21 protein-coding genes and 1 pseudogene are annotated in these 13,474 nt (G+C 51.6%); 18 read left to right on the top strand and 4 right to left on the bottom strand.

Annotation, left to right across the window (positions count from 1 at the left end; genetic code table 11):
• Positions 1 to 9: 9 nt before the first annotated feature.
• The 5 genes from JBO43_RS17955 (at position 10) to JBO43_RS17935 (ending at position 3,418) form a co-directional block, all read left to right on the top strand.
• Positions 10 to 666: a hypothetical protein gene (locus JBO43_RS17955; protein WP_202668442.1), complete on the top strand. Its 657-nt coding sequence runs from the start codon at positions 10 to 12 to the stop codon at positions 664 to 666.
• A 263-nt stretch (positions 667 to 929) separates the two neighbouring features.
• Positions 930 to 1,481 carry a DUF262 domain-containing protein gene (locus JBO43_RS17950; protein ID WP_202668441.1) on the top strand — a complete coding sequence of 184 codons (552 nt, stop codon included), beginning with the start codon at positions 930 to 932 and terminating at the stop codon, positions 1,479 to 1,481.
• A 292-nt stretch (positions 1,482 to 1,773) separates the two neighbouring features.
• Positions 1,774 to 2,130: a hypothetical protein gene (locus JBO43_RS17945; protein WP_202668440.1), complete on the top strand. Its 357-nt coding sequence runs from the start codon at positions 1,774 to 1,776 to the stop codon at positions 2,128 to 2,130.
• Entirely contained in the window at positions 2,130 to 2,423 is a 294-nt protein-coding gene (locus tag JBO43_RS17940; RefSeq protein ID WP_237730108.1) for a hypothetical protein, read from the top strand. Before JBO43_RS17945 ends, JBO43_RS17940 begins: the two co-directional genes overlap by 1 nt.
• A 449-nt stretch (positions 2,424 to 2,872) precedes the next feature.
• Positions 2,873 to 3,418: a hypothetical protein gene (locus tag JBO43_RS17935; protein WP_202668439.1), complete on the top strand. Its 546-nt coding sequence runs from the start codon at positions 2,873 to 2,875 to the stop codon at positions 3,416 to 3,418.
• Between the two features lie 48 nt (positions 3,419 to 3,466).
• Here the strand turns inward: JBO43_RS17935 and JBO43_RS17930 are convergent, their stop codons facing one another.
• Both JBO43_RS17930 and JBO43_RS17925 read right to left on the bottom strand, forming a co-directional pair.
• The gene (locus JBO43_RS17930) at positions 3,467 to 4,105 is read right to left on the bottom strand and encodes a hypothetical protein (RefSeq protein WP_202668438.1); all 639 of its coding nucleotides are present in this window, start codon (positions 4,103 to 4,105) and stop codon (positions 3,467 to 3,469) included.
• Complete coding sequence (locus JBO43_RS17925) at positions 4,093 to 4,428, bottom strand: hypothetical protein (protein ID WP_202668437.1); 336 nt, start codon at positions 4,426 to 4,428, stop codon at positions 4,093 to 4,095. The genes JBO43_RS17930 and JBO43_RS17925 overlap by 13 nt, the downstream gene beginning before the upstream one ends.
• Before the next feature lie 514 nt (positions 4,429 to 4,942).
• Here JBO43_RS17925 and JBO43_RS17920 point away from each other — a divergent pair.
• The 8 genes and pseudogenes from JBO43_RS17920 (at position 4,943) to JBO43_RS17890 (ending at position 9,002) form a co-directional block, all read left to right on the top strand.
• On the top strand, positions 4,943 to 5,263 hold the full coding sequence (locus JBO43_RS17920; protein WP_202668436.1) for a hypothetical protein: 321 nt from the start codon (positions 4,943 to 4,945) through the stop codon (positions 5,261 to 5,263).
• Between the two features lie 442 nt (positions 5,264 to 5,705).
• Positions 5,706 to 5,969, top strand: a complete 264-nt coding sequence (locus tag JBO43_RS17915; protein ID WP_237730107.1) for a hypothetical protein — start codon at positions 5,706 to 5,708, stop codon at positions 5,967 to 5,969.
• A 465-nt stretch (positions 5,970 to 6,434) separates the two neighbouring features.
• A pseudogene (locus JBO43_RS23030) lies at positions 6,435 to 6,536 on the top strand (DUF5431 family protein); the annotation flags it as partial.
• Positions 6,493 to 6,651, top strand: coding sequence for a type I toxin-antitoxin system Hok/Gef family toxin (locus tag JBO43_RS17910; protein ID WP_202668434.1), 159 nt, complete (start codon positions 6,493 to 6,495; stop codon positions 6,649 to 6,651). The pseudogene JBO43_RS23030 and the gene JBO43_RS17910, both read left to right, overlap by 44 nt.
• Before the next feature lie 635 nt (positions 6,652 to 7,286).
• Complete coding sequence (locus JBO43_RS17905) at positions 7,287 to 7,517, top strand: hypothetical protein (RefSeq protein ID WP_202668433.1); 231 nt, start codon at positions 7,287 to 7,289, stop codon at positions 7,515 to 7,517.
• Complete coding sequence (locus JBO43_RS17900; RefSeq protein ID WP_202668432.1) at positions 7,507 to 8,121, top strand: hypothetical protein; 615 nt, start codon at positions 7,507 to 7,509, stop codon at positions 8,119 to 8,121. The genes JBO43_RS17905 and JBO43_RS17900 overlap by 11 nt, the downstream gene beginning before the upstream one ends.
• 50 nt (positions 8,122 to 8,171) lie before the next feature.
• Positions 8,172 to 8,504, top strand: coding sequence for a chromosome segregation protein ParM (locus JBO43_RS17895; RefSeq protein ID WP_202668431.1), 333 nt, complete (start codon positions 8,172 to 8,174; stop codon positions 8,502 to 8,504).
• A gap of 78 nt (positions 8,505 to 8,582) precedes the next feature.
• Positions 8,583 to 9,002, top strand: coding sequence for a hypothetical protein (locus JBO43_RS17890; RefSeq protein WP_202668430.1), 420 nt, complete (start codon positions 8,583 to 8,585; stop codon positions 9,000 to 9,002).
• A 116-nt stretch (positions 9,003 to 9,118) separates the two neighbouring features.
• Here JBO43_RS17890 and JBO43_RS17885 read toward each other — a convergent pair whose 3' ends face one another.
• Positions 9,119 to 9,550, bottom strand: coding sequence for an ATP-binding protein (locus JBO43_RS17885; protein WP_202668429.1), 432 nt, complete (start codon positions 9,548 to 9,550; stop codon positions 9,119 to 9,121).
• Between the two features lie 36 nt (positions 9,551 to 9,586).
• Positions 9,587 to 10,156 (bottom strand): HAD domain-containing protein, encoded by a 570-nt coding sequence (locus JBO43_RS17880; RefSeq protein WP_202668428.1) that lies wholly within the window; start codon positions 10,154 to 10,156, stop codon positions 9,587 to 9,589.
• Between the two features lie 389 nt (positions 10,157 to 10,545).
• On the opposite strand from JBO43_RS17880, the gene JBO43_RS17875 reads away from it, so the two are divergent.
• The 5 genes from JBO43_RS17875 (at position 10,546) to JBO43_RS23230 (ending at position 13,415) form a co-directional block, all read left to right on the top strand.
• Complete coding sequence (locus JBO43_RS17875) at positions 10,546 to 11,775, top strand: DNA-binding protein (RefSeq protein ID WP_202668427.1); 1,230 nt, start codon at positions 10,546 to 10,548, stop codon at positions 11,773 to 11,775.
• A gap of 136 nt (positions 11,776 to 11,911) precedes the next feature.
• On the top strand, positions 11,912 to 12,220 hold the full coding sequence (locus JBO43_RS17870) for a hypothetical protein (protein ID WP_202668426.1): 309 nt from the start codon (positions 11,912 to 11,914) through the stop codon (positions 12,218 to 12,220).
• A 112-nt stretch (positions 12,221 to 12,332) separates the two neighbouring features.
• Complete coding sequence (locus JBO43_RS17865) at positions 12,333 to 12,629, top strand: hypothetical protein (protein WP_202668425.1); 297 nt, start codon at positions 12,333 to 12,335, stop codon at positions 12,627 to 12,629.
• A 38-nt stretch (positions 12,630 to 12,667) separates the two neighbouring features.
• Complete coding sequence (locus tag JBO43_RS17860; protein ID WP_202668424.1) at positions 12,668 to 13,105, top strand: hypothetical protein; 438 nt, start codon at positions 12,668 to 12,670, stop codon at positions 13,103 to 13,105.
• Positions 13,077 to 13,415, top strand: a complete 339-nt coding sequence (locus tag JBO43_RS23230; RefSeq protein ID WP_202668423.1) for a DUF905 family protein — start codon at positions 13,077 to 13,079, stop codon at positions 13,413 to 13,415. Before JBO43_RS17860 ends, JBO43_RS23230 begins: the two co-directional genes overlap by 29 nt.
• Positions 13,416 to 13,474: the final 59 nt, after the last annotated feature.

Here is a 13,474-nt window from a genome sequence, read left to right as displayed (position 1 = left end):
AATTCCACTATGGATGTAATAAAGGTGGTTTGGGATACGCAACCAATATATAACGCATTAACAATACCCCAAGTTTTACTCGCGTGTTTTATGCTTTACTTTGCAATTTCAAAGCGTGAATTTGGTGGCATTTTCCCATTAAAAGTAATCATGATTGTATTACTCTTTTTAACTCCTAAGATATTAGGAGTTCTTGCTGATGGTGGTGTGATTAATAGAGGTGAAGGTGCAGAAAGAAAAATTGAGAAGTTACTCGATGACAACAATTACGTGCACCTTCTTGATTATATTAAAAGCTCAAATCCCAAAGCGAAACCTGGTTTTCTACCATTTGATTATGTTGTAGCACAGATAGGAATAAAAGAGGGGAAGCCGGATATTACTGCTATTAAAAAAGTGATTAATGGCTATAATACTAATGTTCCTTTCGCTAATGTACCGGGGCAAGTTCGCTATGCGCTGGAGATGGTAGCTTATAATGAAATAATGTCGAGTGGTGCAAAGCATTATAAATCGAAGCGGTTCTCCATATCTGCATTTCTTTCCAAATTGGGGGCGTTATCCGCATTCATGGGAGCTGGGGTTTTACTGCTGGGTGGGGGATTGTTATGGTTGTTCAGGCTGCTAACCCGTCGAGTAAACCTTATGAAGACAAATTATTATTGAGGGCCGCAGTCTGCTAATAATGCGGGATGCTGTGAATCATCCAGACCTGTTTAGGTCGGGATAATTCACAACTTAATGCCAGTCCTCTTCGTCGTATTCAACTTCAACATTAGAAGTACAGGCATATAGATTACCCACGTCCTGTTTGAGTAGCCTGGTTTAATTTACTTTGGGCGTACCTGGTTTATTAGCCACTGGTTTGGATTTGTTATGCTGCCAGTGCAGGCATTGATGCCTGCCCGTTTAACAAAATTGGACAACGTATGGCCCGCACAGACATCACTCAGGCAAACCGCATTCGTGCATTGCACCGTTTTTCATGTACAACCAAACCCATTTGCATTGAAAGCTATATTCACTGGCTAAAGCACGGAGCGCTGTTTCTTGATGGGGATTATCAGCGTGATTACGTTTGGGGTGCGGCTGAGCAACAGGCATTTCTGATGGCGGCGATCCAGGGCTTTCCACTGGGCCACATCGCACTGGCCAAAAAATCGGACTGGGGTGTTGTGGACGGTCCGTATATTGAAGTGGTGGATGGCAAGCAGCGGATTACAACGCTTCGGCTTTTTATTACAGACGCTATCCCCCTTATGCTTTCGGAGGGGCCGGTCATGTGGTCAGAACTGACCCGTGGCGAGCAGCTGGCGTTCGGCCACGCGTCACTACCCGCAATTGAGTTAGGCAATGCAACGCGGAGTGAAATCGTGGAGTATTTTGCCATGGTGAATTTTGCCGGGGTGGCACAAAGCATGGAGCACAAAGAATACATTCACGCTCTGCTTAAATCGCTGTCGGCTGACGTGGGGCAATAACCCGCATCCGGGAAAAAAGTAGTTGGGCCAATCCGGGGCAGGAAAAGCTACTTTTCTTATCCGACTCAGGCAGTAATTCAGCCTGTGGCTAACGTATATCAATTTTCGCGCCTGACCGGTATTTTTCAATACTAATTAAAATAGATGGATGTGAATTTTCTATTTTGTTCTTAAGCCCTCATGACTGCGGAAAGAATATTTCTATTGTTATTGTCATTTTATTTTCCGGCCGATTATTAGCCTGAGGAGACAACCCTTTAAAATAGTGAAAAGCCCACTAAAGGAATAAAAGATGACCCCGGAACTTTTCGCTTACAGTCAGCTCACGACCCACCAGCAGGCCGTTGCCCGGGCCAGTGTGATTGCCGTGGAATATGCCGCACTACAGACCAGCATGAAAGTAGCGAAGTATGACTTTCGCCGAGACCTGAATGCCGTGATTAACAGCGCTCACCACATCCCCCGACTGCTTTACCGCCAGACCGTGATTAAACGCCTGCGGACCGATCCTGCGCATCTGGATGCCGTGATTGAGTCGAATCAGTGTCGCTTTTCCCGTGACGGGGCGATGTATCTCTTCATGAAGAAGCCCTTTGTCAGCGCTGATCCACAACAGGCTACGGTGCAACAGCATCCGGAGGAAAAATAATGTCTGTATTCAAACCGAGCACCGTACCACGGGATCGCAGAGTCATTTCCGACCCGAACCGGGCGGCAGTGCGGATCATCGCAGACTACATGCTGCGGTTTATGCGTAGTAACCCCGATGCAAAACTCTATGAGGCCATGGGGCGGCTTGAAACGAAGGTTGTCCAGTTTACCGTGGATGGCTGCGATGAAACCACGCTGCGGGTATCCCTCGCCGCCGCGTTGCGGACCCACACCCGTGCGGGCCTGATTGAGGCATGCCACCAGCTCACTGCGGCATTTACTGATGCCTGAACCGGCGTACTGACCTGACACCGGGCCACTGCCAGCGATGACAGGTCAAACACAGAGGACGCACAGGCGCTCAACAACACTCCACCGTTGCGGTTATACTGCCATCATCTGAAACCCGTCTGCGGTGCATTCCGTCACCGTACCTTGCAAGGAAGAAGCCATGAAAAATCTGAAGTGGCCTGAAGGTCCCGTTATTTCGGCGAACTGCCCAGTCTGTAACTCGGTAAAGGACGTGCAGATTGAGATGGTCAGAGAGATGGGCTTGCCCGGAAGGCCGGATGAATGCCGGGTATGTGGCTGCGAATTCGATCTGGACCACACCGGGAAGACTACCCCGCTAATCGCCCATCCAGCCCGGACAACCCAAAAAGGACGGATGCTAATGGCACAAGAGTTCGAGTTAGAACCGGATTGCGACGAGCCTTCACGGTAAGGGCGGAGGACATGTAATGACATATTATAACGGACGCTGGCATCTCTATAACGAGGCCGAACGTCGGGCTTATGGCGAAACCCAGCGGCAGAAGCAAGGTGATATATGGCATGCTGCATGGCTCAGTAAGTCCGGACTAAAAGACCGCCTATGGACCGATAAGGCTATTGCTACGTTTCTGGGTCAGCCGAAAGAAGCAGGTCCCGTGAAAGCCTGGCGTCGTCAGGGTGTGACTGGTGCCGAGTCCACGGCGGCCTTTAAAGACTGGATGCAGGGCCGCTGCCGTAGCCTGGTGAAACGAGGTGTGCTGGAGGAAGAGATTCTCAGCATGACACTGACGACACCACAGCGGGAGCTGCTGGCGAGCATTGCGGCAGGAGCAAGTATCCGGCGTGTCGAAGAGAAGCCGGAAATCTATAAGTGGTATCGGGGGAACAAATCCTGTACCAGGATAGTCCGCCAGCTCAAATCACTGGGGCTCATAAGCTACTGGAGCCAGACCCGACTGTCGGGGGAAATGCGCATCACAGCTGAAGGGCTATGTGTGCTGGCTTTCTCCTGAACGATGTGATTGCGCCATCCCGTACGAATGGAGGGGTTAACGTACTTTTTAAACAGGGCGAGCAGCCAGGGCGATATTACTTTTATCGGTATAGGCAGGGACAAAGCCAATTTGCTGAAGAATTTTCTGAGAAATAACCTGGTTTGGATCTCCCCAGATAGTGCCGCCAGCGAGTTCCAGATTTTCAATGTCGCCGATATAAGCCTCTGGCTGGCCATCAATCAGACGGTATTCCAGATGACTCCCGCGTACCTGCATCACATTGATCTGCACAGCGTCATCCTCAGCCATTTGCAGCCAGATAACCATCCCGCCAGAGGTCTGATGCGTATCGCTGAGCACCACGCCATAATGGCTCATGATCAAGCGGTAAACGTGCTGTGAAAGGTGTACCTGGCGGTATTCAACGTCAACAAATACGCTTGTAACCTGCGGAATGCGTCCGGGTAAATCGTCTGGTGGTGTAAGTCCGAACTCCAACAGGTAGTTGGCAGCTACCGAGTTGGTTTTTATATGCCGTAGATAAAGACGAGCCATTTCTCCGCCGTCATCCTCCAGGATAACTTCGTATTCATCGCCGCCATCATCTTTGATATTCGCTAATTTCTGGTAGGACTGGCCTGGTTCGTCAAGATCGTCAGGCCAGAAAAGCTTTTTGTTGTGTTCTGCAATGACTAGTGGTGACATGCCAATGAGCCATGTTCAAAGTTTTTCAAAAACTCCATGGCCCGGCGGCTTAACCCAGCCAGATCCTGTCCTTTAAATGAAGTTTCAGCTTGCTGATCAATGCACTCTTTATGTCCATCAGCCTCGAACTGCATAATGACGACTGGAGCAATACGCTCACGGCGGCCAGCATCATGCCAGTTCTCATGGACGACAATAAAACGAGGGCGTTTTACGCGGTCCATGAAAGACCGAATTTCAAAGCTTCCCTGAACGCCAGGTACACGCAAGTAGCCCAAAAGCGATGAGCTATCAGCGATAGTGAATCGAGAATGCGTAATCATATTCACCTCCAGTGTTCAAAGTATTCTAAAGTATTCAGGTGTTTACTGAAAACCCTCGTCGTACAAGTGGTTGTCAGTTCGAGTATCATATTAATACTACACTATTTTGCAACTTTTTTGATTAGGATTTAGCCATAAGGCGGCGTGTAGAGGGGGCTCTCTTGAGTCCTGCCTGGCGGCAAAGGCGCGGGTCAGCATCCTGAACGGTATTTTCCAGTGATTTGCTGGATAACGACATCTTGGTCCGTGGAAAAACGATGCGCCTGCCTGGTTACCCACCAGTTTATGGTGAACAGAGGGGCGAAGTCGCATCCGGGAAAAGAGAGTACTGGCACTTGTTCTTTTATTAACTGATCTCTGGGAAGATTTACTTTTTATTTCCTGATTAATTATAAATGCGTCCATATTAATGAATTAAAATGGAAATAAATTATTTACGCAATCTCTTCTCTCAAGTTATTAGCTGGAAAAGTAACTTTAGTATTATTACTCTACATTAACCGAGGGCGATAATATGCACATTGAACACGTCGTAAATTTTCTTGGAATACTCTCCACATGGCTTGAAGATAATATTAATTGCGACTCAGACCTTATTTTCGATAACGACGTCGACAACACCACGTCCGAAGACATCTATCCGGCGGTGGTCACCGCTCAGGCTATTCTCGCCAGGGTGAATTCGCTGTCTGGCGGGGATGTCACGGCGTGTTTCCAGAGTTTGCAGAATGCTGTCGATTCGCATGGGGCATTGTTGCCCGAAGATGTTGCCACGCTGCTCGCAGCGACCCGCCTTCTGGTACTGTCAGCTCAGGAACAGGAGCATGCAGCATGAACACTTCACAACTGAAGCCAAAAATTAACGATGCCGTTTTTCGCCGATGGAATGCTCAGCGAGGGCAGCGTAACGGCCGGGGCGGTCGATATAAACGCATGCCATCGCGTAAATGCATAAGCAGCTGGGTTGTAAATCGCATCATTGATGAGATTCTAGCGGAGGAAAAACATGTCTAATTCACTAATGACGCCAGAACAGATGCTGACTGGCATGCAGAGGCCCGTATTGCTATGGATGGGGATGATGGGAGCATGACCATCCTTTTGCGTGGCTTCACCACACCGTAGCGTCTGGTGCCAAAGAATTGCGCCTAAGTATCACTGCAACGGACGTGAAACTGCTCAACGCGTAGGGTTAATCAGGCGGCAGATCCGGTTAGCGTCTGCCGCATCAATATGGGGCTTCAATGACTGCACCTGCCTGCTTTTCGGGACTCACCATGGCTCAGGTTTATGTTCTGCGTCGGATGGCATCCGGAACAAAATACGCGATTAATGGGGACTTCCGACGCGCACTGGAACTGCGCACGTTTATGGGCCGACCGGATGATATCTGCTGTCGCAGCACCCCGGTGCTGTTTCGCCTGGGGCTGACAGAAATAGAGGGGCGACCATCTGTGCTGGAAAAGGGACGCTACTACCGCCTTAAGCTGACTCCGTCCGGGCTTGAAGCACTCAGGGCGAATGCGGACAGGTCATCATAAACTGGCGCCAGTCTGTTTTACCAGGCTGGCCGGATACCGGCATTCACGGATACGGCCAGTTTAGCCGTGAACGAATCCATGCTGTCAGGCATTTCCATTCCTGCTTTACCTCCAGCTCCCACCAAACCTTCTCCTCCAGCGTGGCCCGGAAAAGGATCACAGAAGAAAACGGGTCCTCTTACCCATGCGAAGCCGTTGTCGACAGGAGGTGGCAACCGGCAAAGAAAATCTTTCGAAAATTCCAGATGAATAGTCGGGCAACAGAGGGAACTTCGACCGCGAGTCGTTTCGCCAGACTAAAGGCAAGATTCTGATTTATTTGCTGAATAAGTATTAGGCGTGAGAAGCAATTGGGTATAATGGCTTTGGTGCTGGAGGCTTTATGCTCCGGTCTGCGGTTTACTGTTGGTTGTGGCATAAAGAAGAAAGCCCCGAGTAATTTTTCAATTAACCGAGGCAATCCGAATGTCTAGACAACATGATGTTAGCCTCTTACCTGCCATTTGGCAAGGAGAAGTAGACCATGAAACTGCCGCAGATAACCGTTCTGTTGTGCGTACTGATAGTGTGTATCACGCTGCTGGTATTCACCTGGCTTACCCGAGCTTCGCTCTGCGAAGTACGGCTTAAAGACGGAGGACGGGAATTTGCTGCTGTGATGGCCTACGAATCCGGTAAGTAGCTGGGAGCGGGGGAGCGATCCCCCGCTTTTCGGTCGCGATGTTGGCTGGCTAAATCCTTGCGGCACCTTTTGAAAGGGCTTCTCTTCGGGGAAGCCCTTTTTTCTTGCGCTATCCGATGTCAAACGGCAACGGCGTTCATCCGGGAAATAAACAGGGAGGGGGGCGGCGCACCGTTACACCGGGGGCATTGATGCGGACAGGGCAAGCTCGACTGGCGCGGGCGGGTAAATTCGGCGGCGTCAGGGTTACCCGTCCATATATTTAACCGCCGCCCGGTAAAAGCCCGGACCCACGTGCAGGCCTGTCATAAACTACCTTTTTTCCGGTTGCCAGCCCTCTCTAATTCGCCCACACGGCTTATGGGGACATCCGGGAGATGAAAATCTGTCCTGCTCCAGACCGGTATCCCTGATCCAGACGCCGACAGCCCCGAGTCAGCCAGCATTAGATAAATCCGCCTTCATCCTTTTTACCAGCAAAATAAGGTCCTTATCCGGAAAAAGTCTCTTCGTCATTACAGTAAGATCGCCGGAGCAAAACGATTTTCCCTCATTCCCTGGCGGAGATTTGCCGCATATTGGGTTTCGGTAGCATAAACAAACAGGTACCTTTAACCAGAGAAGGCGCACAAAAAATGCAAAAGCTAGCCGACAAGAAAAATGACGCAATGGGTGATCTGCTTGACGAAGTGATGGGCCGACTGATCGAGTTTTGTGAAAATGAATTCCGGCGTCTGACGGCAAATGCGACATCTGGCATGGGGGTTCCCATTAATGACCCACTTCTTGATGCAAGCCGTCCGGAAAGCGAGGTTGCCACAAGGAAATACCGGTTTACCAGAGGGGCCATGGTCAATGTGGGTTGAGGTTATCTGGTCAGTTGCTGCAATTGTCGGTCTGATCGGATATTTCCTTATCAGGAATAGCGTTATTCCGGCCAGGCTGCTGCTTGAACGGGCTCTGGTGGCTACGGGGGGAATAGTCAGCGGTAAGGATGAATTGCAATCGGGCGGTGCGGTACAGCAACTGAAGCTGGTGATCACTGCTGATGCGGGATGCCATTCCCGGGATATCGCCCGATGCATCCGTTCCCGGGCAGTGCTGGTAAGACAGCTGCCTTTACCGGTACCGGGTGGCGATCTCATGGAGCGCAGTACCATGGGGCATACCGGGCTCGATGAGCAACGGGCCGTGCTAACGGTAAACCTGTCTGACATTCCGAGCGTGTATCCGATGGACAGTCGCGGCCAGTATGCACCGCCACCGCCGGTACCCGTCGATGTCCACCAGCCTTTTTCTCTGCTTACGCTGTCAGCACAATGCCCTGTAGCAGTCCCGGTCAGTTCCCTCGCCGACTATCTGGACGCCGCCGCGACAGACATTGAAAGCGGTCTGAACGCGGGAGCCCGGATTGAGCGCGGCTGCGGCTATCGCTTCAGACTTGCGCCCGCTCATCAGCCAGAACACTAACACTTGGGTGCTGGCGTTCCGGCACGTAAACACAGAGGTCACCTGTCACAATGCGAATTTCGGCGATTCAGAAAGACATCCTGTTTGTTCTCTATGCCCTGAGGGTCCGGGGGAACAAAGGCCCGGTTGCAAGCACTCGCCTGCTGTCCCTTATCAATGCCCACCGGGGGCAGGAGATCCACAGCTCCAACTTTCGGATTTCCTGCCACACCATGGCCCTCCACGGGCTGGTTGTCCTTTCGTACAGCAAAAGTCTGAAGCTTCTTGTCGGGCTCGGCATTGACGGGAACATCATCGGCAGTGAGATCTATGATGCTCGTCTTCGTGAATTGCAGGATGACGCGACACCGTCCGTGGGCCAGACTGATATCATTTCTGCCTGAAGTAAGTGGCAGCAGCTGCCGATACATATCACACCGCTGCCGGAAAACCCGGACACCTTCGTAACCAGAGAGAGAATAATGAAACGAACGCTTATCGGTTTTGTACTCGCATCCGTCTGTAGCTTCCAGGCTCATGCCGGGACGTCTTCTGACCAGCAAAAAGTGATGGATTTCTGTGCCACGACCAAGATCCCACTGGGCGTTGCTGCGATGCAGTTCACTAATCTACTGGCGAACAACACCCCACCTGAAAATGCCCGTACCGAAGCGACCCAGACGATGAAGAGCTCATCGCAGTACAGGCAGGCGTCTGCTGAACTGAAGGACGTGATGGACAAAAACACCTACATGGCCACGGACAGTAATGCCATGCTCAATCACCAGAAGGCGATGATGGATATGGGAGAGAATATGCTCAGCACCATCGCAATGAGCTGGGGTATTAAAAGCACGGAATCTTTTTTGGCGTGGTGCAATTTCAATCATCTCAGCAGCTGATGGGGAGTCCTGCACAGTCTGCACGGGATTAGCAGCCGGAAAGAGAAGCGTGTCTCAGTAAATGATCGTCATCGCGCTTTTGGAATATGGCCCCGCACACACGACGGGGCCATTCTTTAAGAAAGGAGTTCTACAGCACAGGTTCTGTCGCTCTTAAAACCACCGGATAAAGTTATAACCGCACCGAATAATGGTTTGAGCTGCATGACTTCCGTCGGATATACGCTAACAATAAGGCGTTTCCCATGCTTTCTTGCTGTCCTGATAAAATGCAGAACTTTCGAATTACCCGATGCATCACCTGCGGTGACGCCATCTAGAATTAAGGTTCGCTCCGGCGTGTTCAGGAAATCAAAATCATCAAAGTTGTCATCACAAAGCTCCCAGCGTTTTTTCCCAGTATTCAGATCCGGGAAGTGATAGTACCGGGAGCCACCGTCGACCGTTCTCAATTCTGCTAACAGTGTGGTTTTCCCTGAACCCGAATCACCCGTGACCAGAATGTGTCTATCATGATTTTGTAATACATCAATAGCGAGTTGGCGCATAACTACCCTCGGTTAAATTTTTTTCCTGCAATCAATTCAACTGCCCCATCGACTCATCAGCGTAAGGTATCGGGTACTGAGCTTCGTGACATCTGCTTCCGTCAGCCCCTTGTAATAGTCCGTACGGTGCAGGTGCGGGTAGCCCACCGGGAAAAGGGAGGCTTCATCATCCAGACAGATGAACGATTTAATCCGGTGCGTATAGACAAAATCCTCACATTCCGCAGCCCGTACCCCGGTCTGCCCAGGCATCAGATAAAGCGAGCTTGTGGCACCAATGAGCCGCTCCTCGCACGTTTTTGGGAATAATGCCCTCAGGTAGCCCACGCTGGCGCATTCCCGCCACGAGCTGGAAATCACGATGACCATGGCGGGGCACTCCTCCAGCAGGCGTTCCAGCAACGGCATCTTCTCAAAGGTTTCACTCTGGCAGGGGTGACATACCCCGTCAAAGTCCAGAAAAAGCACCACATGTTTTTCCGGGAGCGGACGCCACAGGCCTGAAACAGCTTGTTCTTCCTTTCGCGACGGTGTGACCGGGGCCGGGACCTCGATTTCTGGTGACTGAAAAAGACGCAGCAGTGGTTTGATAACGGAAGCAATCATCAGTGATCCTCTCAGGGCGTTTTGTAAATTCTATCACTTTCAGAAATGCCTCCCCGCCGACACAGAAGGTGAGTTTTATGCATTTCAACACCCAAGCCATCCAGACAACAGCGATGGACAGCAGTGTTTTCCCCGGCGAGTGCCCCGGACCGTTCAGACAGGCAACCGGAAAAATAACTTTCACCGAGACACCGACTGAACGGCCATCATCCCCAGCGCTACAGGCCAAAAACAGGCGCTTAACGTCGACTTTTAAAATGGCGCGATACCGTATTATTTCGCTACGCCTCTCCGGGAAGAAAAGTTACTTTTTTCTCCGCGCATTATTAGATAAGTGAGCCAACTGTGTATCGTGGTTACACAAACCACTGAAAAGAAGGAAGACCGAAATGACTTCAATCGCCACTGAAGCAACCAAAACCGCCACCCCTGAACAGAGCCTGCGTGGCTATGTTGAGCGCACCGGGAATGGCAAACGTAAAGCCAACGGCATCGTAATTGACCCTGCGGTCATCGTTGAGCTGGAAGGGTTTAATACTCGCACGGCGGGGATGGGGGAAGCGTATTACTCAATGCCACACGTCCTTGAGCACCTCAACGGTCTGGCTGAGGCCTACCTTGAAGACCCGATGTCGGTCACCCCGGTAGTGCTGCAAATTCTGGACGGAAAACCCGTGCTGCGTCAGGGTGCATGTCGTATCCGCGCCATCGCCATTGCTAACCGCCAGTTGGAAGCAGAAGGCCTCCCACGCATCAGTGAGATCCGCACCGAAGAATTCCGTGGTAGCCCTGCCAAAGCCGAGCTCTTCACGCTGACCGGCAACTCATCCTTGTCCCTGTCCGTGGTAGCACAGGCGCTGTCCATCAAGCGGCTGGTGGAGGATAAAGAAGAGCCATACAGCTACGCGGATCTGTCCAAAAAGCGCGGCAAGTCTGAACAGCATCTTCGCCAGATGGTGCGCGTACTTGACCTACCGGAGGCCCTTCAGACCATGCTCGTAGCGGATGAAGTATCAATGTACGTTGCGCTCGAAGAATATCTCTACAGCGGCGAAGCGGCGTTGGAGAATATTCGCAAGGCTATCGACGTCTACGGCAAAGCGACCGCCAGCACCCTGAAGCACGTTAAAGCGGTCAGACTCAGCACCACCGGCACCAAAAGCGCCCCAGGCCTGACACACGGCAACGACGCCGAAACACAGACGCAAACCGATGACGGGGCAACGCCACCGGCTCACAACCCGGAAGAGGAAAATACCTCCGTCAATGCCGCCAATGACGGGACTGAAAACGAAAGCGGGCAGGACACTGAAGGTCAGCCAGCGGAAGGACAGACCCCGCCGGTCAACAAGTCGCCGACGCCTCCGATTGAACCCAAGTCGCCTTCACTGTCCAGCGTTCTGAACAAGAAAACCGTGACTACCATTGCCGATACGGCTATCCCGCTGTTTGGCCGCATTGCCGAAGCTGCGTCACACAAGCCGGGTGAGTTCATCGGCGAAGACACATACACCCTCGTGCTGACTCATGACGAAATGACCGCTATCATTAACGCCCATTCTGACCTGGAAACATTCCTGCGTAAGCACAAAGATAAGCAAGACCAGGGTAAGGCGTGAAGCTGACTCCGGTCCAGTCAACTGGATGGGCCGGAACATTACCCTGTTCCCCGTGAGTCAAAAGTGGTGACCTATGATCCACCCCACCGCCAGTCCTTTGAAGGCTGCGGCCCGGTCGGACTGAGCAGTCTAGCCGGTGCCAACGCCTCATCTCGAAACCCGATATTTCCCGCAGCAGCGTAACCGTATCCGCCACATCATTGCCAACCCACAATCGGAAAGGGAACCGTTTTCCCTGATGTTCTGCCATCGCCTCCAGCACAAACAGCAACATTCTGTTCCTCGCCACTATCAATCAACCTTCCTGGTGACCGGCCCGTTAACGTCCCGAAACGATGCCAACGCAAATGCTGGCGCCGCAGATAACTGCCGTGTTGTCATGCCGCCGATGTTAAAAGACTGGCAGTCGGAAAAAGAACGAGTCTGGATCAGCTTCCAGCCTTAAATTAGCCGTCGTCTAATTTTATATAATTGAATTAATTTGATTTATTTACTCTTCGGGTTATTAGCTCTGGTAGAGCAGTCCGATAAAATCAAGGAAAAAGAAAGGAGCAGATATGAACACTACACTGACCTATGCCGGTAATGCCTCCGACGCAGAATATCGTGTTATCTACCGGGCCCTACAGCGACTCTCAGCTGCTGAGAATGAAAGCCTCTACCAGCTGGCCATTGCCGAGTGCCAAACCCAAAAGCAGATCCAGGCCAAGGCAGGGTGCTATGCCGGTGTATGGCAGGCCGTTTTTAATGCCTGGTGTGAGAACCGCTTGCCTAACGTGGTCGTGCGTCCGCTACTGTTCAGACCGGTGCTCTCCGCCTTGGAATTTCACCAGCTGGTTACGCGCTGGAAATAAACCCCATTCGCACGGGCCAAGCCCACAGGAGCAAGACCATGTTCAGCAAAGATCGTGACACAACATTCCTGACACACACCAATGTCATCCAGCCGGTCTATCGCAATAACGGGGCAGGCCAGTTTGAGTTCGACCGCAAGAAGATGACTGATACCGTCGACCTCATTTTTAATAATCTCATGCCCGGGCGTGATTACCTTACGGAGTTTCCCCGCTGGGTGCAGGTTAAGTCCGCTCGCCGCGTGGCCCAGTTCGATGACGGTACCGTCCGCTATGGCGTTCACGTGGAGTTCTACAGCAACGCCGACATTAACGTCTTTCGGATCTTCAAAGAGGAGGGGCAGGACTGCCACGATTTGTATTTCTTTAAAGCCAGCCAGGACCACGCGGATCTGCTCGACTGCCGACTGAATGTTACCGGCATGTACCTGAGCTCTGTGTTTACGCATGCGACCGGCCTGTACCTGTCCTATTAAAGTTCCCGTTCGGGAACCATCGGAAGGATTCCAGATCAACAATGAACCTGGGGATCACAATGAGCCAACATGTTACGCACGGTACCGCGATTTCAATGGCGCAGGCCAGGAAATTGCAGCTCAATATCGCAATGTCACCATTGAAGACGTCCATCTGGGTGGTCATTTCCGTATCGTTATCCGTAATATCGCCTTGCCATGCACTCCGATGATCTGGCGCTACTGGAATTTCGATGCAGAGGCGCTTGCGGAGCTGGAACGCAATCTGCAAACGGATGGGGTAAAAGCCTGTATTGATGACCCGTTCTGAACATTCACCGGGTAGTACTGGTTACGGCCACCGGCAGTGGCGTACTGCGTCTGCTGGTG

The organism is Lelliottia jeotgali (assembly GCF_016771845.1).
Taxonomy (GTDB): domain Bacteria; phylum Pseudomonadota; class Gammaproteobacteria; order Enterobacterales; family Enterobacteriaceae; genus Enterobacter; species Enterobacter jeotgali.
The sequence above is the reverse complement of the archived record's forward strand: the minus strand, read 5'-3'. Positions and strand labels throughout refer to the sequence as shown.

Excerpts from the sequence above, each read along its gene's own strand:
- JBO43_RS17955 (WP_202668442.1), top strand. The coding sequence starts at position 10 with ATGGATGTAATAAAGGTGGTTTGGGATACGCAACCAATATATAACGCA.
- JBO43_RS17875 (WP_202668427.1), top strand. The coding sequence starts at position 10,546 with ATGACTTCAATCGCCACTGAAGCAACCAAAACCGCCACCCCTGAACAG.
- JBO43_RS17940 (WP_237730108.1), top strand. The coding sequence starts at position 2,130 with ATGTCTGTATTCAAACCGAGCACCGTACCACGGGATCGCAGAGTCATT.
- JBO43_RS17915 (WP_237730107.1), top strand. The coding sequence starts at position 5,706 with ATGGCTCAGGTTTATGTTCTGCGTCGGATGGCATCCGGAACAAAATAC.
- JBO43_RS17910 (WP_202668434.1), top strand. The coding sequence starts at position 6,493 with ATGAAACTGCCGCAGATAACCGTTCTGTTGTGCGTACTGATAGTGTGT.
- JBO43_RS17885 (WP_202668429.1), bottom strand. The coding sequence starts at position 9,550 with ATGCGCCAACTCGCTATTGATGTATTACAAAATCATGATAGACACATT.
- JBO43_RS17935 (WP_202668439.1), top strand. The coding sequence starts at position 2,873 with ATGACATATTATAACGGACGCTGGCATCTCTATAACGAGGCCGAACGT.
- JBO43_RS17860 (WP_202668424.1), top strand. The coding sequence starts at position 12,668 with ATGTTCAGCAAAGATCGTGACACAACATTCCTGACACACACCAATGTC.
- JBO43_RS17950 (WP_202668441.1), top strand. The coding sequence starts at position 930 with ATGGCCCGCACAGACATCACTCAGGCAAACCGCATTCGTGCATTGCAC.
- JBO43_RS17895 (WP_202668431.1), top strand. The coding sequence starts at position 8,172 with ATGCGAATTTCGGCGATTCAGAAAGACATCCTGTTTGTTCTCTATGCC.
- JBO43_RS17930 (WP_202668438.1), bottom strand. The coding sequence starts at position 4,105 with ATGTCACCACTAGTCATTGCAGAACACAACAAAAAGCTTTTCTGGCCT.
- JBO43_RS23230 (WP_202668423.1), top strand. The coding sequence starts at position 13,077 with ATGCGACCGGCCTGTACCTGTCCTATTAAAGTTCCCGTTCGGGAACCA.
- JBO43_RS17925 (WP_202668437.1), bottom strand. The coding sequence starts at position 4,428 with ATGATTACGCATTCTCGATTCACTATCGCTGATAGCTCATCGCTTTTG.
- JBO43_RS17865 (WP_202668425.1), top strand. The coding sequence starts at position 12,333 with ATGAACACTACACTGACCTATGCCGGTAATGCCTCCGACGCAGAATAT.
- JBO43_RS17945 (WP_202668440.1), top strand. The coding sequence starts at position 1,774 with ATGACCCCGGAACTTTTCGCTTACAGTCAGCTCACGACCCACCAGCAG.
- JBO43_RS17905 (WP_202668433.1), top strand. The coding sequence starts at position 7,287 with ATGCAAAAGCTAGCCGACAAGAAAAATGACGCAATGGGTGATCTGCTT.
- JBO43_RS17900 (WP_202668432.1), top strand. The coding sequence starts at position 7,507 with ATGTGGGTTGAGGTTATCTGGTCAGTTGCTGCAATTGTCGGTCTGATC.
- JBO43_RS17920 (WP_202668436.1), top strand. The coding sequence starts at position 4,943 with ATGCACATTGAACACGTCGTAAATTTTCTTGGAATACTCTCCACATGG.
- JBO43_RS17890 (WP_202668430.1), top strand. The coding sequence starts at position 8,583 with ATGAAACGAACGCTTATCGGTTTTGTACTCGCATCCGTCTGTAGCTTC.
- JBO43_RS17880 (WP_202668428.1), bottom strand. The coding sequence starts at position 10,156 with ATGATTGCTTCCGTTATCAAACCACTGCTGCGTCTTTTTCAGTCACCA.